Here is a 22,234-nt window from a genome sequence, read left to right as displayed (position 1 = left end):
GTACGACGAGGGAGACACCCATGGCCAACGATCTTTTCAATTCCTTCATGTCCGGCCCTGACGAGCAAGGGCGCTTTGGCATATTCGGCGGGCGTTTTGTCAGCGAAACGCTGATGCCGCTGATCCTGTCACTGGAAGAGGAATACAACAAAGCCAAGGATGATCCGACCTTCTGGGCCGAGATGGATGATCTGTGGGCCAACTATGTGGGCCGCCCCTCGCCTCTGTATTTTGCGGAACGCCTGACCGAGCATCTGGGCGGGGCGAAGATCTATCTGAAACGCGATGAGCTGAACCACACCGGCGCACACAAGATCAACAACGTGCTGGGCCAGATCATTCTGGCGCGACGCATGGGCAAGACCCGGATCATTGCCGAGACCGGGGCAGGGCAGCACGGTGTCGCGACAGCCACGGTCTGTGCGAAATTTGGTCTGAAATGCATCGTTTATATGGGTGCCCATGACGTGCAACGTCAGGCCCCGAACGTGTTTCGTATGCGCTTGCTGGGGGCCGAGGTGATCCCGGTTACTTCGGGTCGTGGTACGCTGAAGGACGCGATGAATGACGCGCTGCGCGACTGGGTGACCAATGTGCGCGATACGTTCTACTGCATCGGAACAGTGGCCGGTCCGCACCCATACCCGGCGATGGTGCGTGATTTCCAGTCGATCATTGGCAAGGAAGCCAAAGAGCAGATGATGAAGGCCGAAGGCCGTCTTCCCGATACGATCATTGCGGCTATCGGTGGCGGCTCGAATGCGATGGGCCTGTTCTATCCTTTCCTTGATGACAAGGCCGTCAACATCATCGGTGTTGAGGCTGGCGGTAAAGGTGTGAACGAAAAGATGGAGCATTGTGCCTCGCTGACAGGCGGTCGCCCGGGCGTGCTGCATGGCAACCGGACCTATCTGTTGCAGGATGATGACGGGCAGATTCTGGAAGGCTATTCGATCTCGGCCGGTCTGGACTATCCGGGTATCGGCCCCGAGCATTCCTGGTTGCATGAGGTCGGTCGCGCGACTTACGTCTCGATTACCGACAAGGAAGCGCTTGAGGCATTCCAGCTGTGCTGTGCCACCGAGGGTATCATTCCGGCGCTGGAACCCAGTCACGCCCTGGCGCATGTCATGAAGATCGCGCCCGAGTTGCCCAAGGACCACCTGATCTGCATGAATATGTGCGGACGCGGTGACAAGGATGTTCAGACCGTCGCAAAATACCTGAACTTCGACATGTCCGACACCGAAGGCCGCACTGCAGGGTGATTTCAACCAGGACCGCACCGGGGCTATATGCCCCGGTTGACAATCTTGATCGAACAAGCAGCGGGGAAAACCCTTCGGTCCACCCGTGATTGTAATGCCCCTTTGAAATGGCTTTCGAATCTGATTGCTGTTTTGCCGGGCGCAGCCGGATGTTGTTCCTGCCCTGGCATGGCCTCCGTTTTTTCACGCGTGCTCGCCCTCGCAAGCGATCCTTTTGGACCCGGTGGAGCCCGTGCAAAGAATCGTCCACAAGCGATATCGCCCTGTTCAACTTGTGCTTGAAGGTTTCCAAATGGTGATCAGTGTAGCAACTGGAGCCATACTGTTGCAAAACTGCTGAACTGTCAGCGATTATGTCCCTTCTGTCTTTGCAGGCGAATTTCCAGCGCTGCTTGCCTCACGGTTCTTTCTCCACGCGACGACACAGTAAAAAATGGGTGTTTCAAGCTGTCTGAGAGTTGGTTCAGGTCAAAACCCGGTTGTTCCAACAACACTGTGTAGTCCGCACGCCCCAGTTGAATCCCGCAGCGTTCTATACAGCGTCTTCCAATTGAATTAACTTCTCATTAACCGGCGATTTGCCGCCGGTTCTGGGGATGTCTCTGCGAAGACGGGGCAAGGAAGACGCTGCTTGGGATGTGATTTTGACCCCGGGCACTCTGGTGTTTGGCACCCACGCGGTGCTGTAGGAGGTAATATGGTTTGGTCCGCAATCACGAGGCTGTCATGTCTCTGTCTTCTGGTTTCCGCGCTTTTGATGGGGGGTACTAAACAGGTTGCCGCCCTTGGTACCTATTTCATTACACAGAATGACCCCACACCTGGTGGTGGCAGTATAGTGTTTAACAATAATCCACCGCTTTCCATGGCTTTCGTTTCAGTCGGGGGATTTGTCCCTGGGGGTACGTATTACAGCTTAGGATCTGTTTCTACGGCGTTGCCTGTGATCACCCCAGCTGCGTTGACTGGGCTTGGTTGGATCAATCCAACAATTATTAGCCAGAATGGGGCGGATTCGACCTATACTTCAGATAGTTATATGGGTGTTGTGTTTACCGCGCAGGAAACGGTTGGAGGGCCGCTGTACCGATACGAATTTGCGCTGTCCGGCGCCACGAATACCCAGTATATCAACACGCGGACTTTGGCCGACACGACGCAGCCGACGGCCTCAATCGGTGCACTGACAACAATCGGCAACGGTACGTTCCAAGCGGTGATCACACTTAGTGAACCCAGCACAGATTTCACAGTGGGCGACTTGTCGGTTACCAATGCTTCAGCCACCCTGACAGGGTCCGGAACCAATTATGTCGCAACGTTGACTGCGCAAAATAACGGTACAATTGAGCTGTTTATTCCCGCTGGCGTTTTTTCTGATGCCGCCGGGAACCTGAATCTTGCATCCAACAGGGTCAGCACACAACAGGGCGTAACGGATACACAGCGACTGGTGCAGGCCTTTCAGAACGCCCGGGCCAACAGCCTTGTGACCAATCAGCCAGAGCTGACGCAGTTTCTTCAGCAATCGGGATCAGGTGCGTTGGACTCATCAGTGACGCAAGGATCGGGGTATCTGAAATTTGCAAGTGATCCAACCCAACCGGTCTGGTTCAATCTGTCCGGTAACTGGAGCTCGCAAAACGATTACGACAGTTCTTATGCCTTGGCCGTGGTGGGGGCGCATGGCTGGGTGAACTCGAACCTTCTGATCGGCGCCATGTTGCAGATCGACTATGCCGAAACCGAAAACGGCCCGGCCAGCGTGGATGGCACAGGGTGGCTGGTCGGACCTTATGTCGTCGCCAAACTGCCCAGCCAGCCGGTGTTTTTCGAGGGGCGCGTTCTGTACGGTCAGGCCGATAACGATATTTCCCCGCTGGGCACCTATACCGACAGTTTCGATAGCGAGCGCTGGCTGATCCAGTCGCGCGTAACCGGAGAGATGAAGCGCGGGAACCTGACGCTTATGCCGTTGCTGGACATCAGCTATGCCAGCGACAATCAGGAGACTTATACTGATAGTCTGGGCAACCTGATTCCGCAGCAGGATTTCAGCCTGACCACCGCACGGTTGGGCATGGATTTCAGCCATCCAATCCAAGTGTCGCGCGGTCAGATGATGCTGACCGGTGGTCTATCTGGTATTTGGAGCACAACATCCGGCACAGGCACTGTTCCTGGCGTGACACCGATAGGGGATACGGCACGTGCACGCGCTGATCTGGGTTTTGACTACCGACTGGAAAACGACAGCCTTCTGGCCGCAAATCTGTTCTATGATGGTATCGGTGAAAGCGGATTTGAAAACTACAGTGTCAGCCTGATCTGGCAAATGGCATTCTGAATCCGCCGTGTGCTATTTTGGGAGTCCGTCAGGTCTTCGCCTTGTTTTGGAGCAGAATGTCGAGCGGTACGATTTCAAGCGCGCGTTGATGTGTCGCCTCCAGATGAACCTGTGGCGCACATCCTTCGTCATGAGCTTGCAAAAACCGGCTTGCACATAAACACCAGCTGTCACCTGGGCGAAGGCCGGGAAAGCCGAATTCGGGCCGTGCCGTGCTCAGATCATTACCCACATATTTTGAGAACGCCAGAAATTCGGCTGTCATCACGGCGCAGACTGTGTGACTACCCTGATCCTCGGCGCAGGTATTGCACGCGCCATCCCGGAAAAACCCTGTCAAAGGGTCGCGAGAGCAAGGGGCCAAAAAGCCACCCAGTACATTTACACTGTCTTGTTTCTGCATAATGGCATCTTACAGACTTTCCGCAATCTTGCGGAACATTTCGATGTTAAGATCATTTACGCTGGGTTCACGGAACAGCCTGTCTGCACCAGTTGTCACAATTAGAACGCCCCTGGGCTGGTTGAAATAGATGTACTGACCATAGACACCGCGGGCCAGAAACTCTCCTTCATGTGCGCCGCGGGGAATCCACCATTGATACCCGTACCCGATCTCTCCTTGTGCGGTCGGTGCGCTGGGTTGGGTGGCTTCGAAAATCCATTCGGCAGGAACCAGTTGCTTTCCGTTCGCGATGCCGTCCTGAAGGATCATTTGTCCGAACCGGGCGAAATCACGCGTGGTGAAGTTGAGGCCACCCAAAACAAAAGCGACCCCTGCACCATCAGTGATGTAGTATCCGTCCCGCTCCAGCCCCAACGGTTGAAGTATCTTTTCCGTCAGAAGGTCTGCCACGTTCCGCCCGGTCGCACCGCGTATCACCATGCCCAGAACATGGGTGTCGATCGACACGTATTGCCAGGTTTCACCCGGCGTCGCAAAGCTGTCCCGCAGCGAGGCTGCGAAATCGTCCAACTCACCACCCAGCGCAACCACACGCCCCATCCGATTGATGTCGGAATTTGGGTCGAGATAATCTTCATCAAACGTCACGCCGCTTGCCATGTTCAGCACGTTGCGGATCGATGCAGCCTCATACGCGCTGCCCTTCAGTTTGGGCGCATATTTGACAACCGGGTCATCCAACGACCCGATTGCACCCTCTTGCAGCAGGATACCGAAAAGCGCCGAAAGATAGCTTTTGGCGACCGACCAGGAAATCCTCCGGTCATCAGACCCGGTTCCAAGATAATATTCCTCGAACCTGATTTTGCCGTCCTGCATAACCAGCAACGACGTGACCGCGCGTTCATCGATCCAGCTGTCGGTTCCCTCCGGCAGCTCGAACCCTTCGCCATAAGGCAGGTCCCAGGTAGGTGCGTCGCCACGCGGCAGGTTCACGGTTAGAAAAGCTTCGTCCATGTGCGAGAAATTGTGAACGATCTTCTCTTCAGAAAATAAAGAGTTTACGGCTAAAAGGCGCTGCAACTCTTCGCGTTTCCACAGCCCGACGGCAGTGGCGGCCAGAACCAGCGCCAGCACGATGCGCAGCACCCACTTCAAGATGGATTTCATCGCATTGCCTCCCTAGTTGAGCGGTATTGGAACGCGGGAGATCACATTCCGCAACCTCTACGTAACGGAAAGAGGCCGACGTGCTACCTGAATTTGTCCAAAAGCTTCTGCATCGCCGATCGGTCGTCGTCCGCGGCGTCGGGTGCGGCTATTGAAGGTGTGTCGGTTTTTGGGGCAGCGGTTTTTGATGATCGCGGCGGGGCAGTTCGCAATGCAACCGCATTCATGAACTTGCCGCCCTCGTCCTGTGCCAGGTAGGGTGCTCCGTCCGAAACACCCCGAAGAACGTCGTCCAGCCATTCGGCTTCGGATTTTGCAAAGTCGTTCAGGACATATCCCGACACCATTTCCTTGCGGCCCGGATGCCCGATCCCAAGGCGCACGCGATCATAAGCCGCCCCGATATGCTCATGGATCGAGCGCAGACCGTTGTGCCCGGCGTGCCCGCCCCCTGCCTTGACACGTAGCTTGCCCGGAGCAAGGTCCAGCTCGTCATGGAACACAACAACGTCGGTGGAGTCGAGCTTGTAAAACCGCATCGCCTCGCCGACGGATTGACCCGAACGGTTCATGTAGGTTTGCGGTTTCAACAGCAGGACTTTCTCGGTGCCAAGTCGACCTTCCGAAATCTCGCCCTGAAACTTCGATTTCCAGGGGCCAAACCCGTGATCCTCTGCGATCCGGTCCAGGGCCATGAACCCGATATTGTGCCGGTTCCGGGCATATTTCTGGCCCGGGTTTCCCAATCCAACAAACAGCTTCATGTTTCCGTTTTGCCTCTGTAGCTCCAAAGCCATTTCATGCCCGGAAATCGTCAGGAAATCCAGTCAGGCCTGATGACTGAACCCGTAAAAAAAACGGGGCTCACCCGAGCCCCGCTTCAAAGTCGGAAACATTGTTCCAGACTTATTCTTCTTCTTTTCTGACAACTTCGACTTCATCGGCTGCAACTTCACCATCTTCATCGTCGTCGCTGGTGGACAGACCAGTCGGCGCCGAGATGTTGGCAATCACAAAGTCACGATCGATGGTCGGTTTGGTGCCCTCAGGCAGTTCAACCGACGAAATGGTCACGACGTCATTGATGTTCAGACCGGTCAGATCAACAGTGATCTTTTCAGGAATGTCACCGGCGGTGCAGATCAGTTCGACTTCCGGGCGGACAACGGTCAGAACGCCACCCTTTTTGATGCCAGGGGCCACCCCTTCATTGATGAACTCAACGGGGATGAACAACGCGATCTTGGTGGTCCGGCGCAGGCGCATCAGGTCCAGATGGGTCGGCAGGTCTTTGACTACATCACGCTGAACGTCGCGGCAGATGACGCGCACGTCATCGTGGCCTTCAACTTTCAGGTTCCACAAGGTCGACTTGAACCGGCCCGCTTTCAGGCGCTTGAACAGGACGTTGAACGGGATCTGGATTGGCAACGGATCTTTGTCACCACCAAATACGATGCCCGGAACCATGCCGTCGCGGCGTGCCTGACGAGCGGCGCCCTTGCCTGTCCCCGTCCGTTCCAGAGCTACGAGATCAGGAATCTCACCAGCCATGATATATTCTCCAATGTTAGGGCGGGCATCCTCCAAGGCTGTATACCCGCGTGAAGCCGCGTCCTTAGCTTGATTCACCCGATTTGGAAAGAGGTAATCTTGCCATGCGTTCAGCTGGGTTCCACCGCCTATCCTGGAGTGTCGATCTGGTGGACGGCTGAAGAATCCCCAGCTTCATCTGGCCAAAAATATCCCGGGGGAGGCGCCCGGAACGGGCGTCGGGGGCAGAGCCCCCCTGATTGACCGGTTACGCTTGCCAGCGGCCCCCAAAGTTTTCGGGTATCAGCAGATTGTGACGCCCCAACGCGGCCACGTTTTTCTCACCACAAAGCGCCATTGTGGTGTCAAGCTCCCTCTGGATCAGCTCAAGCGCCGTGGTGACACCTTTCTGACCCATGGCACCCAGACCATACACAAACGCGCGGCCAACATAGGTCCCTTTTGCCCCAAGCGCCAAGGCTTTGAGCACGTCTTGCCCGGACCGGATGCCGCTGTCCAGATGCACCTCGATATCGCCACCGACCGCATCCATGATCTCGGGCAGGACACGAATTGAGCTTAGCGCGCCGTCAAGTTGACGCCCACCATGGTTTGACACGACAATCGCATCGGCACCCAGCTTGGCGGCCATCCTTGCGTCCTCCGCATCAAGGATGCCCTTGAGGATCACTTTCCCGCCCCATTGCTCCATCAGTTTTTCAACCTTGGACCAGTCCAGGCTGGGGTCGAACTGTTCTGCGGTCCAGGCCCCCAATGACGATGCGTCCGAAATACCATGCACATGCCCCACGATGTTGCCGAACTCGCGACGCTGGGCCCGCAGCATTTCAATGCCCCAGGCCCATTTGGTCATCAGGTTGGCGATGGTTTTTGCCGTCAGTTTGGGCGGGGCCGACAGACCGTTTTTCAGATCTTTGTGCCGTTGGCCCAGAATTTGCAGGTCGAGTGTAATCACCAGCGCGGAGCATCTTGCGTCTTTTGCCCGCTGGATCAGCCGGTTGATGTAGTCCGTGTCCTTCATCGTATATAGCTGAAACCAGAAGGGCTTGTCGGTATACCCGGCCACATCTTCGATCGAGTTGATGGACATGGTGGACAGCGTAAAGGGTACACCAAATTCCTCGGCGGCTTTGGCGGCCTTCATCTCTCCGTCTGCATGTTGCATCCCCGTCAATCCGACCGGGGCAAGCGCCACGGGCATTGAAACGTCTTCGCCAATCATTTGCGAAGATGTCGACCGACCGGACATATCGACCGCAACCCTTTGGCGAAGGCGTATTTTTTCAAAATCGGTCGTGTTTTCGCGAAAGGTCTGTTCTGTCCAGCTGCCGCTTTCGGCGTAGTCATAGAACATACGGGGCACGCGGCGTTCATATATGCGTTTGAGGTCTTCGATATTGGTGATCACAGGCATGAAAACAGGGCTCCGCTCACTTTGGTTAGTTTTCCTTACCAATTCATTCCCAAGGCTGCAATGTCTTGACGTCACAGTGAAGGAACACAAAAAACCCGCCGCGGTATCCGCGACGGGTCACAATTCTCGCATGTTGCCTGCGAAATCAGGCGCTGTGCGCGCCATCCGAAAGAGATTTCACAAAGGTCAGCACTTCGGCCACAGGTTTACCTGCGCCGATCTGGCTGACGATCGCTGACCCGACCACCGCGCCATCCGACACCGAGGCAATTTTGCGCGATTTCTCAGGCGTGTTGATCCCGAACCCCACGATCACCGGCAGATCGGTCGCGGCCTTGATGCGAGCAACCTCGGGGCCAACATCTGTTGCCTCTGCCTCGGCTGCGCCAGTAATCCCGGTGATCGAGACATAATACACAAAGCCCGAAGTGTTTTGCAGAACGCGTGGCAGGCGTTTGTCATCCGTAGTGGGGGTCGCAAGGCGAATAAAATTCAGACCTGCCGCTTGCGCGGGCAGGCAGAGTTCTGCGTCCTCTTCGGGGGGGAGGTCCACCACGATCAAACCGTCAATCCCTGCCGCTTTTGCATCGGCCAGAAACGCGTCGACACCCCGGCTGTAGATCGGGTTGTAATACCCCATCAGGACAATGGGGGTTGTATCGTCCGTTTCCCGAAACGTTCGTGCCAGATCCAATGTGCGTTGCAAGGTCATGCCCCGCTCAAGCGCACGTTGGCCTGCGGCCTGAATAGTAGGGCCGTCGGCCATCGGGTCGGTAAAGGGCAGGCCCAGCTCGATAACATCCACGCCAGCACCAGGCAGGCCTTTGACCACTTCAAGCGAAGTGTCATAGTCGGGATCTCCGGCCATGACATAGGCGACAAAGGCTTTTTTGCCTTCGGCTTTCAGGGCGGCGAACTTGGCGTCGATACGGGTCATCGGATGTCCTTGCACTCGGGTTTCGACCTGATGTGCAGAAACTTTGACCGAAAATCAATCCCGCCCAGACAGGAATGGATCAGAAGCCCAGATGATAGCGTACCAGCAGGGCATTCACGCCCGGGTTCTCGTCATTTGTGCTGGCGTTGGATTTATGGGTAAGTGCGACAGATACGCTATTGCCATTGTTCAGGTTATAGCCAAGTCCCAAAAGGCTGCGAATCTGGAAATCGCCCCCCAGATCATTCAGGTCGTTGTTGGCGTTATAATACCCAGGCATCACGCTGCCTTCCACGAACCAGCGATCGCTTAGCGCATACTGCCCGATCAGGCCCGCGCCGATATGCGTGTCCCCATCCTCATCTACGGTTAGGGCCGCGCCCAAACCGGCGCGAAACCGCGTGGCCTGATGAAATGGCGTGTGGTGGTATTCGATCGAGATCAGACCCTGATCCTCAGATGTGTCTTCAGAATAGTCCGCGTATCCGGCACCAAAAACAACGGTCTGGGCCTGGGCTGACGCGCAGGCCGTTGCCGCCAGTACGGTTGCAAGAAAAAAGTGTTTCATCTGTGTCCGCCAACAAAAAGTGATCGTGCGCTATTAACTGGTATTCGTAGCCGTCGTTTTTCAATTTCGGCAAGAACACGTTTTCCAAACAATTTTGTGATGTGGCGAAATGGACTCTGCCAAAGAGCCGCCAGCAATCCCTTGCGCAATCAGGCGGACCTGCATAGAAGCTGCGATCGTATTCTATGCAGGAGGCCGTGATGGGCTTTAAAATGGGAATCGTGGGTCTGCCGAATGTCGGCAAGTCGACCCTGTTCAATGCGCTGACCAAAACCGCAGCTGCGCAGGCCGCGAACTTCCCGTTCTGCACCATCGAGCCAAATGTCGGGGATGTTGCGGTTCCCGACGCCCGCCTCGACAAGTTGGCGGCGATTGCATCCTCAAAACAGATCATCCCAACGCGGATGACTTTTGTGGATATCGCGGGTCTGGTAAAAGGCGCGTCAAAGGGCGAAGGGCTGGGCAACCAGTTTCTGGCGAACATTCGCGAAACGGATGCGATTGCCCATGTGCTGCGCTGTTTCGAAGACGGCGACGTGACACATGTAGACGGGCGCGTTGATCCGGTTGCGGACGCTGACACGATCGAAACCGAGTTGATGCTGGCCGATTTGGAAAGCATCGAAAAGCGTCGGGCCAATCTGGTGCGCAAGCTGAAGGGCAACGACAAAGAAGCGCAGCAGCAGGATCGCCTGTTGGCCGAGGCGCAGACCATGTTGGAAAGCGGCAAGCCCGCACGTCTGGTCGACGTCAGCGACGAAGACGCCAAGGCATGGAAGATGTTGCAACTTCTGACCACGAAACCGGTTCTCTACGTCTGCAACGTGTCCGAGGAGGACGCTGCAAAAGGCAACGAATACTCTGCCCGCGTAGCCGATATGGCCGCCGCTGAGGGCAATGCCCATGTCATCATCAGCGCCAAGATCGAAGAAGAAATAAGCCTGCTGGATGAGGACGAAGCCCAGATGTTCCTTGAGGAAATGGGACTGGAAGAGCCCGGCCTGGACCGTCTGATCCGCGCCGGTTACGATCTGCTGAAGCTGGAAACCTATTTCACCGTCGGCCCGAAAGAGGCCCGCGCCTGGACCATCCGCACCGGCACCGCTGCACCGCAAGCAGCAGGTGTGATCCATGGCGATTTCGAAAAGGGCTTCATCCGCGCCGAGACCATCGCCTATGACGACTATGTCGCTGCCAATGGCGAACAGGGCGCGAAAGAGGCGGGTAAGATGCGGGCAGAGGGTAAAGGCTATATCGTCAAGGACGGCGATGTGATGCACTTTTTGTTTAATACCTGATCAATTGGGCTGTTCCTGTCGGGTGAGCGGGGTATCCTGCCCTATCCGCAGCATTGGAGCTTTCTTTGATCGAAATCCGCGACCTGCAACTGCTCAGCGCTTTGGCGCGGCATCGGCATTTTGCCAAGGCGGCCGAGGAGTGCGGGATTTCACAGCCTGCGTTTTCTATGCGCATCCGCAATCTTGAGGATCGGTTGGGTGTCTCCATCGTCCGCCGCGCCAACCGCTTTCAAGGGCTGACCGAAGAGGGCGAGATGATCGTCCAGCGGGCGCGGCGCATTCTGGACGACACCAAGGCGCTGGAACAGCAGGTGCTTGCTGCCAAGGGCGAGATTACGGGCACACTGATCCTCGGCGTGATCCCGACCGCAATCGCCTTCACGGGGCGGTTGGTCAAAAGGCTGCGTGACGCGCATCCTCGTATCGTCACACGCATTGAAACCATGTCCGCCACCGCAATTCAACATCGGCTGGACGAAGGCAGCCTAGATGCCGGGGTAACCTATGGTGACAGTATCGGCACCGATTTCCGGCAGGTTCAGCCCCTTTACGAGGAAACCTATGTGTTGTTGGTGCCCACGCATTTGACGGACCAGACCGGCCCGATTCCGTGGGCGCAGGTCGCAGAATTTCCGCTCAGCCTTTTGGAGCCGCAGATGCAGAACCGGCGTATTCTGGACAGGGTGTTCGCCGAACAGGGGCTGCACCCAGATATCGTTGCCGAAACCAGCGGTTTCACGGCTTCGATGGTCATGGTGCGTGAAGGGCTGGCAGCGACGGTTGTCCCTCGGGTTTTGGTGCGCGCGCTGGGCGATTTGAAGGGAACGAAAGTGTTGCCGCTGATTGAACCTGTTGTCAGCAAACCGATTTGTCTGGCAACCCTCAGCCGGGATCCCGAGCTGCCAACCGTCAAGGCTTTGCGGGATGTGGTGACCTCTTTGCGGTGATAAGGCGTCGTTATCGTGCGATTGCGAAAAGCGATTTGACGATATGTTTGCCTGATGAGAGACGGAACCTCAATCGGAGGGCATCATGGCACCATTAGATACCAAGCCATCAGGCACACCCAAGGGCGTCTGGAAGTCAGGTAAAGGCAAGGGGCGGCACACACCCAAAGGCCGTCAGTTCACGGATGAGGCGCAGGCTGAAATCACACGCCTGCTGGGCGATCGTCCGCGCCGCCGCGATCTGTTGATCGAATTCCTGCATTTGATTCAGGACGAACACGGTCATATCAGCGCCGACCATATCGCGGCATTGGCTGTCGAGATGCGGATCGGTCAGGCCGAGATCTACGAAACCGCGACTTTCTATGCCCATTTCGATGTGGTGAAAGAAGGTGAGACGCCTCCTCCCGCTTTGACCATACGGGTTTGTGATTCCCTCTCTTGCGAAATGGCTGGTGCCCAGCAGTTACAGAAGGCGTTGGAAGACGGTTTGGACCCCGCCGAAGTTCGCGTCGTTCGCGCGCCCTGCATGGGGCGTTGCGATACCGCTCCGGTATTGGAGATTGGCCACAACCACATTGATCATGCGACCCCCGAAAAGGTGCAGTCGGCGATTGCAGCAGGGGACACCCATGCGCATCTGCCCGACTATGAGACCTTCACGGCCTATGAGGCAAACGGCGGCTACGCCAAGCTGAAAGATCTGCGCGACGGCGGTGATTGGGAACAGGTGCAAGAAGACGTCCTGTCCTCGGGCCTGCGTGGTCTGGGCGGCGCTGGCTTCCCGTCAGGTAAGAAATGGGGCTTTGTTCGTATGAACGAAGGTCCGCGCTATCTGGCGGTAAACGGCGACGAGGGTGAGCCCGGCACATTCAAAGACCGCTATTATCTGGAGCGCACGCCGCATGTCTTCCTCGAAGGTATGCTGATCGCCGCGTGGGCAGTCGAGGCCGAGACCTGCTTCATCTACATGCGCGACGAATACCCGGCAGTGCTGGGTATTCTGCGTCGTGAGATTGCGGCATTGGAAGATGCCGGTATCGTCGCAAAGGGTTACATCGACCTGCGCCGGGGTGCTGGCGCTTATATCTGCGGTGAAGAATCCGCGATGATCGAATCGATCGAGGGCAAGAAGGGCCTGCCACGCCACCGTCCTCCGTTCGTGGCACAGGTTGGGGTCTTTAACCGTCCGACCTTGGTGCACAATGTCGAGACGCTGTATTGGGTCTCAAAAATCTGCCGCGAAGGGCCGCAGATTCTGAACTCTGTTGAAAAGAACGGCCGCAAGGGCCTGCGCAGCTATTCGGTCTCGGGGCGTGTGGCGAAGCCAGGCGTTTACCTGCTGCCCGCAGGTTCGACCATTCTTGATGTGATTGATGCCGCCGGCGGCATGGCTGATGGCCATGTGTTCAAGGCGTATCAACCAGGCGGGCCGTCGTCTGGTCTTCTCCCCTCAAGCATTGACGACGTCCCGCTCGACTTCGACACACTTCAGCCGCTTGGCACCTTCATCGGGTCTGCCGCCGTTGTGGTTCTGTCCGATCAGGACACCGCCCGCGATGCCGCGCTGAACATGCTGCGGTTCTTCGAGGATGAAAGCTGTGGTCAGTGCACACCCTGCCGGGCAGGTTGTGAAAAGGCGGTCAAGCTGATGCAGGCCGACAAGTGGGACACCGATCTGTTGGAGGATCTGTGTCAGGTGATGGGCGATGCATCGATCTGCGGTCTGGGGCAGGCGGCCCCGAATCCGATCCGCTTGGTCATGAAACATTTCCCGGAGGAGATTTAGATGGCGCTCGTAACCCAATTCGAACGGGACGATCGGGATTTTAGATCGCTTCATCCAACACACGTCGTCTGCAGGTACCTCGTTTCGCTAAACGATGGGAAGAAGGTCTTGCAATTAAACACATATGGATCAGCGGAACGAGAAATCCCCGACAAACTGAGCCAAACGCTTCAGTTCGACGAGAAATCAGCCCGCCAGCTGTTGGCAATCCTGAATGAGGAATTCGGAAATGCTTGACGCAAGCCCAACCATGACCGTCACCTTCAACCTGAACGGCGATGACGTCACCGTGCCCGAGGGCACCACGATCTGGGAAGCGGCCAATGGCCGGGGCCTGGTGATCCCGCATCTGTGCCACAAGCCTGCGCCGGGATACCGCCCCGATGGCAACTGCCGCGCCTGCATGGTCGAAGTGGAGGGCGAGCGCACGCTGGTCGCCTCATGCATCCGCCCGGCGGCTGACGGGATGGTGGTCAAGACCGACACCGACCGCGCCGAAAAATCGCGCGCCCTGGTGATGGAACTACTGGTGGCCGATCAGCCCGAGCAGCCGCATGACGTATCCAGCCATTTCTGGGATATGGCCAAGCTGAACGATGTCAGCGACAGCCGTTTTCCTGCGAAAGAGGCCGAGAAAATCCCGCTTCTGGATGACAGCCATGTGGCGATGCGTGTCAATCTGGATGCGTGTATCAACTGCAACCTTTGTGTTCGGGCCTGCCGCGAAGTGCAGGTTAATGACGTGATTGGCATGGCTGGTCGCGGTCATACCGCGCAGGTGGCGTTCGACCAGAATGACCCGATGGGTACCTCCTCCTGTGTTGCTTGCGGTGAATGTGTTCAGGCCTGCCCCACCGGTGCGCTGATGCCTGCCACCGTGCTGGACGACCAGCAGCAGGGGGACAGCAAGGATTATGATAGCGAAACCGAAAGCGTCTGCCCGTTCTGCGGTGTGGGCTGCAAAGTGTCGCTGAAGGTCAAGGACGGCAAGGTGAAGTATGTCGAGGGCATCAACGGCCCCGCAAACGAAGGTCGTTTGTGCGTCAAAGGTCGCTTTGGCTTTGACTACATCCACCACCCGCACCGCCTGACCAAACCGCTGATCCGGCGCGAGGATGCGCCCGCCAAGGGGCTGAACGTTGATCCGGGCAACCTGTCGAGCCATTTCCGAGAGGCGACCTGGGAAGAGGCGATGGACTTGGCCGCGACCAAGCTGATGGCCCTGCGTGCCGAAGACCCACGTTCGGTTGCGGGCTTCGGTTCGGCCAAGTGCACCAACGAAGAGGCGTACCTGTTCCAGAAGTTCATTCGTCAGGGCTTCAAGCACAACAACGTCGATCACTGCACCCGTCTGTGCCACGCTTCATCCGTTGCGGCGCTGATCGAGAATGTGGGTTCGGGCGCGGTGACGGCGACCTTTAACGAGATCGAAAACGCCGATGTGGCGATCATCATCGGTTCGAACCCGATCGAGAACCACCCTGTCGCGGCGACCTATTTCAAGCAGTTCGCCAAGCGTGGCGGCAAACTGATCGTTATGGACCCCCGTGGCGTTGGTATGCGCAAGTTCGCGGATGAAATGCTGCAGTTCCGTCCGGGGGCCGATGTCTCGATGCTCAACGCGATCATGAACGTGATCGTCGAGGAAGAGTTGTATGACAGCCAGTACATCCACCGCTGGACCGAGAACTGGGAGGCCGAGAAAGAACACTTGCGCGCCTTCACGCCCGAAGCGATGGCACCGATCTGTGGTATTGAACCGGATCAGCTGCGCCGTGTCGCGCGTACCTTTGCGCAGGCCAAAGCTGGTCTGATCTTCTGGGGCATGGGCGTCAGCCAGCACATCCACGGCACCGACAACTCACGCTGCCTGATTTCGCTGGCTCTGATGACGGGCAATGTCGGTAAACCCGGCGCTGGGCTGCACCCGCTGCGGGGGCAAAACAACGTGCAGGGCGCATCGGATGCGGGCCTGATCCCGATGTTCCTGCCGGACTATCAGTCGGTGACTGACGACGGCGTTCGCGCCAGGTTCAATGATGTCTGGCATTCGGATGACTTCTCGAACGAGAAGGGTCTGACGGTGACCGAAATCATCGATCAGGCCTATGCGGGCAATATCAAGGGCATGTATATTCAGGGTGAAAACCCGGCCATGTCCGACCCGGATGTGAACCACGCCCGCGCGGCGCTGGCCAAACTGGATCTGATGATCGTGCAGGACATCTTCCTGACCGAGACGGCGAACTATGCCGATATCATCCTGCCTGCCTCGGCGCTCTATGAAAAGAACGGTACGGTGTCGAACACCAACCGTCAGGTACAGCGTGTACGGCCTGCCGTTACCCCCCCGGGAGAAGCGCGCGAAGATTGGAAGATCACGGTCGAGCTGGCACAGCGCATCGGGCTGAACTGGGATTACACCGATGTCTCTCAGGTCTTTGCCGAGATGAAACTGACCATGGCATCGCTTGACAACATCACGTGGGAGCGTCTGGAGACCGAGACGATTACCTACCCGTCGCTCAGCGAAACCGACCCGGGTCAGGCCATCGTGTTCGGGGATGGTTTCCCCCGTTCGGGCGGCAAGGCGAAGTTCACTCCCGCCAGCGTCATTCCGCCGGATGAGGCCCCGGACGAGGAATACCCGATGATCGCCACCACTGGCCGTCAGCTGGAACATTGGCACACCGGCTCGATGACCCGCCGGTCCAATGTTCTGGACGCGGTGGAGCCGGAGGCGAACTGTTCGATGAATCCACGTACGCTCAAGCTTATGGGAATCGAGCCGGGCGATATGATCCGCCTGACCACACGTCGTGGTTCGATTGAGATCATGGTTCGCGCGGACCGGGCGATTGCCGAGGATATGGTGTTCATCCCGTTTGCCTATGTTGAGGCGGCGGCGAACATTCTGACCAACTCGGCCATCGACCCTTATGGCAAAATCCCCGAGTTCAAATTCTCGGCCATTCGCGTCGAAAAGATCGAAAGCGCAGTTGCGGCTGAGTAAAACCAACACATATCAAGCAAAGAAGGCGGCCAGATGGGTCGCCTTTTTCTTTTCTTGACAGGCGCTTGCGCTCGACCAACCCTGTCGTAGATGTTGGTGGAGGAATTTCTTATGGCACGCCGTTTCGTCGATCTGTCCGTTCCGTTGGAAACCGGGATCGTGTCTGACCCGCCAATCATGTTGCCGCAAATTGAATATCTGACCCATGATCAGACGGCAGAACAGGTCATGTCTTTCTTTCCGGGTCTGGAACGGCAAGACCTGCCGAACGGTGAAGGATGGGCAATCGAACGGTTGCAGATCGCGACCCACAACGGCACGCATCTGGATGCGCCGTATCACCATCATTCCACGATGAACAAAGGTGAACGGGCAATAACCATCGACGAAGTGCCGTTGGAGTGGTGCATGAACCCCGGCGTCAAGCTGGACTTTCGGCACTTCGAGGATGGGTATGTCGTTACCGCGGCAGATGTCGAAGCCGAATTGAAGCGCATCGGCCACGACCTTTGCCCGCTGGATATCGTCGTGGTCAACACTGCTGCAGGGACACGTTATGGCGCGCCGGATTATCTGGTCAAAGGATGTGGAATGGGGCGCGAGGCGACGCTTTTTCTGACTGAACGTGGCGTGCGTGTCACCGGCACCGACGCCTGGAGCTGGGATGCCCCGTTTCCGCTCACCGCTCAGGAATACGCTGAGACCCGAGATCCATCTATAATCTGGGAAGGCCACCGCGCGTCGATGGACATCGGGTATTGCCACTTGGAAAAGCTGACCAATCTGGAAGATTTGCCGCCCTCAGGGTTCGAGATTTCCTGTTTCCCCTTCAAGATTAAAGGGGCCTCTGCCGGATTTGTCCGCGCAGTTGCAATATTTGACGAACAAGACGCGCAGTAAAGGGGGCCAGATGCAGCCGACTACGACACCTCCTGGCGGGCATGATGGCCCGTACGCTGCGCCGGTGGAAATTCGCGGCTTTGAAGTACGGCCCGAATGGATCGACTATAACGGCCATATGAATGTTGGGTTTTACAGTGTCGCCTTTGACATGGCGTTGGAAAAGCTGATGGTTGACCATCTCGGGCTGGGCGAGGTGCAGGTCAAGGCGTTGGGGCAGGGGCCTTACATCCTGCAGTCTCATCTGCATTTCGTGCGGGAGGTCAAAGACGGTTCATCGTTTTATTTCAGGTTCCGTATGCTGGATGCTGACAGCAAGAGAGGACATTATTTCGCACAGATGCTTTTGGCAGAAACTGACGAGATTTGCGCGACGCAAGAGGCGCTTTTCATGAATGTCAGCCACAGCACCGGGCGATCCGTACCCTATCCGGATTGGGCAGCGACGCGTCTTGCGCAAATGGTGGTTGACCATAAGTCTCTGGGACCGGCTTCGCAGATCGGCCAACCGATAGGAATTCGCCGGAAATAGTTTCCAGGGTCAGAAGCGATCCTAATAGTCCTTTGAAAAGAACACTCCGATGCCCGTTTCGCCGCGACCGTCAACCGTGCCCTTGACCGAGAAATTGTCGGTAACATCAAGGTTCAGGTTCACCTCGGTATCGCCTTCGGTATTGACGGTAAAGTCGGTATAGAGGTTTTCACCCAGATAGGCCCCGGCACCCAATCGGCCCGCGCCACCTTCTGACGCACCAACATCAATCGTATCAACACCGGTAGAGTCGCGTAATCCCTTGGTCGCGTCCCCTCCAGCACCGCTGAGTTGCGCCAGCGACGCGGCCATCTGCGCAATCAGGAACGGTGAGATTTCCGAGAACCTGTTCCCAAAGAGCAGCATCGCCAGTGCCTCTTCAGCCGGGCGTTCGGGATCGGAAAACACGCTGACCTCGGGTGAATCCAGCGGCCCTGCGATTTCGATGGTCGCGGTGCCGTCCGAGGTGCTGGCAGAGGATTCAAACTCGATATAAGGCGTCAAGTCACCCTGTAGGGTCACGATGCCTTTGGTCAGGGCCAGCCTGCGGCCCAGAATATCGAAATTACCGCGGATCAATTCAATCTGACCTGATGGGACCACCGAGGTCGTGGTGCCACCAATGGAAATCCGGCCACCCAGTTCGGCATTTACACCGCGCCCCCGTACGAACACGGCTTTGGGTGCCAGCAAGTTGATGTCCAGTGCTATTCGGGATGTGCTTTGGCCCTTGTCTTTGGTGGTTACAAGACCTGCACGCTCGCGCGTGATGAAACTGGCACCGCTTTCGTTGACATGCTGTATTTCGGGGATCGGTGCGGCACCTACAGCCCCCGAAGCCGCAGCGAGGTTGATATTGGTCTCACCAAAGGTGATCTGCCCAGCCAGCGAACTGTTCCCGGCTAGAGCGCCGGTCATCGCAATCTGACCGTTCAAAGTCGTCTCGTATAAAAGCCGATCGGTCAGGACGAGGCTGTTGATTGTTGTCGTGATCTGCGCATTGAACGGGGGCGTCAGATCGACAGGTCCATTGACGGTAAAGCCACCACCGGCCCGCACCCCGCCGTTCAGCGTGATGGTTGCACGGCTTTGCGCCAGATCCACCTGTCCGTTGATCCCGGTGATGGTCTGGCCTGCGCCGGGAAGTGCAAGGGATGTTCCCGAAGTGGTAATCGATCCGCTTAGGGACGCCAGATCAGCCGGGCCTTTGAGGGCTAGATCAAAACGCGCGGACCCCTCAATCTTGTTAGGCGTGATGAAGACGTTTGCTATCCCCAGGTTTACGCCACCCTTTGCTGAAATATCTGCATTGCTGCTGGTTTCATCAAAGGTGCCTGCAACCGTGCTGACGATGTCTGCGGGACCTTGCGCCTTGGCGTCGATGGTCCAAACGCCACTGTCCCGCTTGGCATTGCCCGCAGCGGTAAGGGTGCCGGGAAACTCTGGCACAAACCTTTCGATGCGGTTGAACTTGGCATCGAAGTCCAGATCAGCGGATCCATTTGTGTCCACCGTACCGGACACTTTGGCATAGGAACTCTCTGGCCCAAGCAAGTGTGCTGTTCCTTCGAGCCCGGACCGTGTCGGAGCGACGTTGCCGTCCAGTTTCAGAGGCCCGGAGAGTGTTTTTGACAGCCGCCCCAGATCATCCAGCGCTGCGGAAAAGGTCAATCCGCCGGCATCGCGGTTCAGTTTGCCGGATGCATCCGCAGAAAGGGCGGTGCCGATCAGCTGGAATGTGCGAATATTCAGACCGGCCTCGTCATTCACCGCATCCACCGTCAGGTTCGTTCGCCCCTGGATCAGGTTGTCAACCGCGTTGATGCCGGACTTGATGTCATCAGCAGCCAAGTTGCCTTTGACGTCAAATGCCTTGCTGCCAACCGTACCTTTGCCTGCGACGTCCGCGATGATCGAACCTGCAAGATCTCGCCCGGCAAGAGTTGAAAAGGGTGACAGGTCCGGGATGTTCAGACTGACCTGCCCGTCCACGGCCAATGCATCCGTCGGATCATCAATTGTTGCCGCGGCGCTTGCCACAATGGCTGAACCTTTGATCACCGCGTCGCGGATTTTAATCTGCTTCTGACTCAGCGCGCCGTCGAAATTTATCTCGGTCCGACCGACCAGCAGCGGGTCAATCTCGGGTAGGCCCGTTTTGACATCCCGGCTCATCACGCTGGCTGTGCCATCAAACTCGAGCGTCTGAACAGTGCCTTTGCCGTCCAGTTTCGCCTGTACCGCACCGCCAAGCTCACGTTTGGCGAGGCCCGAGAACACGGAAAGATCCCGCGCGTTGACTGTTGCTTGCCCGTCAATCGTCACGCTGCCCTCAGGGGTGGTAACCGTACCATCAGCCTGCGCGCGCAGAGTATCGCCGATCAGCGTAAAATCCCGGATCGTTACGCCATCTGGACCGCGTTTTGCGTCCAGCGTGATTGTTGTGTTGCCCCGGATCACTGGGTCAATGTCATCGCGCCCTGTGGAAAGACCGCGCCCTTCGACCTCCAGCTTGCCATCGAAACTGCCTTCAAGCGGCGAACCCTGGCCCGTGAGCCGGGCAGTGGCCTGACCGCCCAGTTCCAGCTGCGCCAGACCCGAAAACCGTGCCAGATCGGTCGCCTGCAATGTCGCGGTTCCATCGACGGCCAAACCACTGGACAAGCCGCTGATCTCGGCATCAACGCCCAGTTCATAGTCCGAGCCGACCATCTCGACCCCGGACACGTTCAGGGTCTGATCCCTGCCATACTGGAACGTACCGTCCAGCGTAATGCGGTCTCCAATAGCTGCGTTCAGGGCATCGTCAGTCAGGTCGATACCGTCCAAAGCAGCTTGCAAATCACCGTCGATCCGCAAAACGTCACCCTGTTCCAAAGTTCCCTGCGCCGTAATTTGCGCGCGTTGCAGGTTCAGGGTATCGGATTTTACGGCGTTAGCGGTCAGACTTAGATCCCAGAGATTGCCGTTTTTCTCATCAAACAACGCAGAGACCTGCGCAGCTTCGATCGATGTGTCGCCACCTGACAACGGAAGGACGACGCTTTGCCCCTCGGGCGGTGTAATGCGTCCTTGCAGGGCCGCCAGTTGCAGCCGACCTCCCGGCGCCAGTTGCAGCGCCCCTTTCAGGTTCAGTGCCTGAGAACTGAGTTCCAGATCACTGATATCCAACGCGCCTTCAGGTAGGGTCCGTCCATCCACGATCAACTGCGTTTTGGGGCCGAAGAACGTATCCATATTCTCAGCGACAAAGGGCGTCAGGTCACCGCCCAGATCTGCGGTAAAGGCGATGCCCTCCTCCGCGCTAGCCACGGCTGTTGGGGCAGAACGTAACCGAACCTGTCCGGTCACCCGTGGCTGCCCATCACTGCTCAGGCTGATTTCGGCCGTAAAATCCGTCACCGGCCCGGACCCTTTCGCGGTCAATCCGATCGGGGGGCTGTCCGGCATTTTCAAAGCGGTCGAGATCAGACCCCCCGCAGCTTCGGTGACCTGAAGGTCAAGATCAATCTGGCTGTCAGTGTTCCGAAAACCCGCAGCTAAGGAGATTTCATCACCGGCCCGATCCAGTCGGGTGATGTCCAGTTTGGTGTCCAGCGTCCCGTCGGCCAGCGACAGGTTGCCATTGACGGCCAGTTCCGCCGCAACGCCGATCAAAGGTTTGCCCAAGGCCAGCTCGCCAATGTGGATTTCGCCGATTTCGATGGCCACGGGCAGTTCAGGCAGTTGAAAAGCTTGGGTCTCGGCAGAAGCGGACGGTGTGTCCTTGGTCGTGGTGCCCGGCGCACGGGCGACGTCGATTTCCTGTGCGGTCAGCGCGTTGACCGAGAACCGCCCACGAATCAGCGCCAACCGGTTCCAATCCAGTTCCGCTCCCCGGATGGTCAGCCAGACCCCTTCATCATCGGCCACCGTGATCTCGGTAATGGTGGCGCGTGAACTCAGCGCGCCTTGCAGACCTTTGACGGTAACATTCTGATCGTCGCCCGACAGCGTGTCTTGTAGGAACCGCTCGATCATACTGCCGCCTTCGTCCTCCTGCGCGGGGCCGGCCACTGGCACAAGCATCAGCGTGCCAATCAGCAGAAGGT

At 57.3% G+C, this 22,234-nt stretch carries 17 protein-coding genes; 9 read left to right on the top strand and 8 right to left on the bottom strand.

Annotated features, from left to right (window positions below; all coding sequences use genetic code 11):
* Window positions 1-20 precede the first annotated feature (20 nt).
* Complete coding sequence (gene trpB, locus ACR3FC_RS05505) at window positions 21-1,268, top strand: tryptophan synthase subunit beta (RefSeq protein ID WP_480473782.1); 1,248 nt, start codon at window positions 21-23, stop codon at window positions 1,266-1,268.
* A gap of 943 nt (window positions 1,269-2,211) precedes the next feature.
* Window positions 2,212-3,615 carry an Ig-like domain-containing protein gene (locus ACR3FC_RS05500; RefSeq protein ID WP_480473781.1) on the top strand — a complete coding sequence of 468 codons (1,404 nt, stop codon included), beginning with the start codon at window positions 2,212-2,214 and terminating at the stop codon, window positions 3,613-3,615.
* A 28-nt stretch (window positions 3,616-3,643) separates the two neighbouring features.
* On the opposite strand, the gene ACR3FC_RS05495 is transcribed toward ACR3FC_RS05500, so the two are convergent.
* From ACR3FC_RS05495 to ACR3FC_RS05465, 7 genes are all read right to left on the bottom strand, one after another.
* Window positions 3,644-4,018 carry a DUF2237 family protein gene (locus ACR3FC_RS05495; protein ID WP_480473780.1) on the bottom strand — a complete coding sequence of 125 codons (375 nt, stop codon included), beginning with the start codon at window positions 4,016-4,018 and terminating at the stop codon, window positions 3,644-3,646.
* 9 nt (window positions 4,019-4,027) lie between these two features.
* Entirely contained in the window at window positions 4,028-5,191 is a 1,164-nt protein-coding gene (locus tag ACR3FC_RS05490) for a serine hydrolase domain-containing protein (protein ID WP_480473779.1), read from the bottom strand.
* A gap of 83 nt (window positions 5,192-5,274) precedes the next feature.
* Complete coding sequence (pth, locus tag ACR3FC_RS05485; protein ID WP_480476815.1) at window positions 5,275-5,955, bottom strand: aminoacyl-tRNA hydrolase; 681 nt, start codon at window positions 5,953-5,955, stop codon at window positions 5,275-5,277.
* Between the two features lie 142 nt (window positions 5,956-6,097).
* Window positions 6,098-6,745 (bottom strand): 50S ribosomal protein L25/general stress protein Ctc, encoded by a 648-nt coding sequence (locus ACR3FC_RS05480; RefSeq protein ID WP_480473778.1) that lies wholly within the window; start codon window positions 6,743-6,745, stop codon window positions 6,098-6,100.
* 247 nt (window positions 6,746-6,992) lie between these two features.
* On the bottom strand, window positions 6,993-8,159 hold the full coding sequence (locus ACR3FC_RS05475) for an alpha-hydroxy acid oxidase (protein WP_480473777.1): 1,167 nt from the start codon (window positions 8,157-8,159) through the stop codon (window positions 6,993-6,995).
* Between the two features lie 145 nt (window positions 8,160-8,304).
* Complete coding sequence (gene trpA / locus ACR3FC_RS05470; protein WP_480473776.1) at window positions 8,305-9,096, bottom strand: tryptophan synthase subunit alpha; 792 nt, start codon at window positions 9,094-9,096, stop codon at window positions 8,305-8,307.
* Between the two features lie 79 nt (window positions 9,097-9,175).
* Entirely contained in the window at window positions 9,176-9,664 is a 489-nt protein-coding gene (locus ACR3FC_RS05465; RefSeq protein ID WP_480473775.1) for an acyloxyacyl hydrolase, read from the bottom strand.
* Window positions 9,665-9,864: 200 nt separating this feature from the next.
* On the opposite strand from ACR3FC_RS05465, the gene ychF reads away from it, so the two are divergent.
* The 7 genes from ychF to ACR3FC_RS05430 all read left to right on the top strand — a co-directional run bounded on the left by ychF (window position 9,865) and on the right by ACR3FC_RS05430 (window position 18,143).
* Entirely contained in the window at window positions 9,865-10,962 is a 1,098-nt protein-coding gene (gene ychF / locus ACR3FC_RS05460; protein WP_480473773.1) for a redox-regulated ATPase YchF, read from the top strand.
* Between the two features lie 65 nt (window positions 10,963-11,027).
* Entirely contained in the window at window positions 11,028-11,909 is an 882-nt protein-coding gene (locus ACR3FC_RS05455) for a LysR family transcriptional regulator (protein ID WP_480476813.1), read from the top strand.
* An 85-nt stretch (window positions 11,910-11,994) separates the two neighbouring features.
* A complete protein-coding gene (locus tag ACR3FC_RS05450) occupies window positions 11,995-13,698 on the top strand; it encodes an NAD(P)H-dependent oxidoreductase subunit E (RefSeq protein WP_480473772.1) in 1,704 nt (567 codons plus the stop codon).
* The gene (locus tag ACR3FC_RS05445; RefSeq protein WP_480473771.1) at window positions 13,699-13,935 is read left to right on the top strand and encodes a hypothetical protein; all 237 of its coding nucleotides are present in this window, start codon (window positions 13,699-13,701) and stop codon (window positions 13,933-13,935) included.
* Window positions 13,928-16,711 (top strand): formate dehydrogenase subunit alpha, encoded by a 2,784-nt coding sequence (fdhF, locus tag ACR3FC_RS05440; protein WP_480473770.1) that lies wholly within the window; start codon window positions 13,928-13,930, stop codon window positions 16,709-16,711. The genes ACR3FC_RS05445 and fdhF overlap by 8 nt, the downstream gene beginning before the upstream one ends.
* Before the next feature lie 111 nt (window positions 16,712-16,822).
* The gene (locus tag ACR3FC_RS05435) at window positions 16,823-17,611 is read left to right on the top strand and encodes a cyclase family protein (protein ID WP_480473769.1); all 789 of its coding nucleotides are present in this window, start codon (window positions 16,823-16,825) and stop codon (window positions 17,609-17,611) included.
* Between the two features lie 10 nt (window positions 17,612-17,621).
* On the top strand, window positions 17,622-18,143 hold the full coding sequence (locus ACR3FC_RS05430) for a thioesterase family protein (protein WP_480473768.1): 522 nt from the start codon (window positions 17,622-17,624) through the stop codon (window positions 18,141-18,143).
* 21 nt (window positions 18,144-18,164) lie between these two features.
* Here the strand turns inward: ACR3FC_RS05430 and ACR3FC_RS05425 are convergent, their stop codons facing one another.
* Window positions 18,165-22,211 (bottom strand): translocation/assembly module TamB domain-containing protein, encoded by a 4,047-nt coding sequence (locus ACR3FC_RS05425; RefSeq protein ID WP_480473767.1) that lies wholly within the window; start codon window positions 22,209-22,211, stop codon window positions 18,165-18,167.
* Window positions 22,212-22,234: the final 23 nt, after the last annotated feature.

The sequence above is a fragment of the Ruegeria sp. AF3 genome (genome assembly GCF_056536285.1).
Note: the sequence above shows the minus strand (reverse complement) of the source record. Positions and strands in the feature narration are given on the sequence as shown.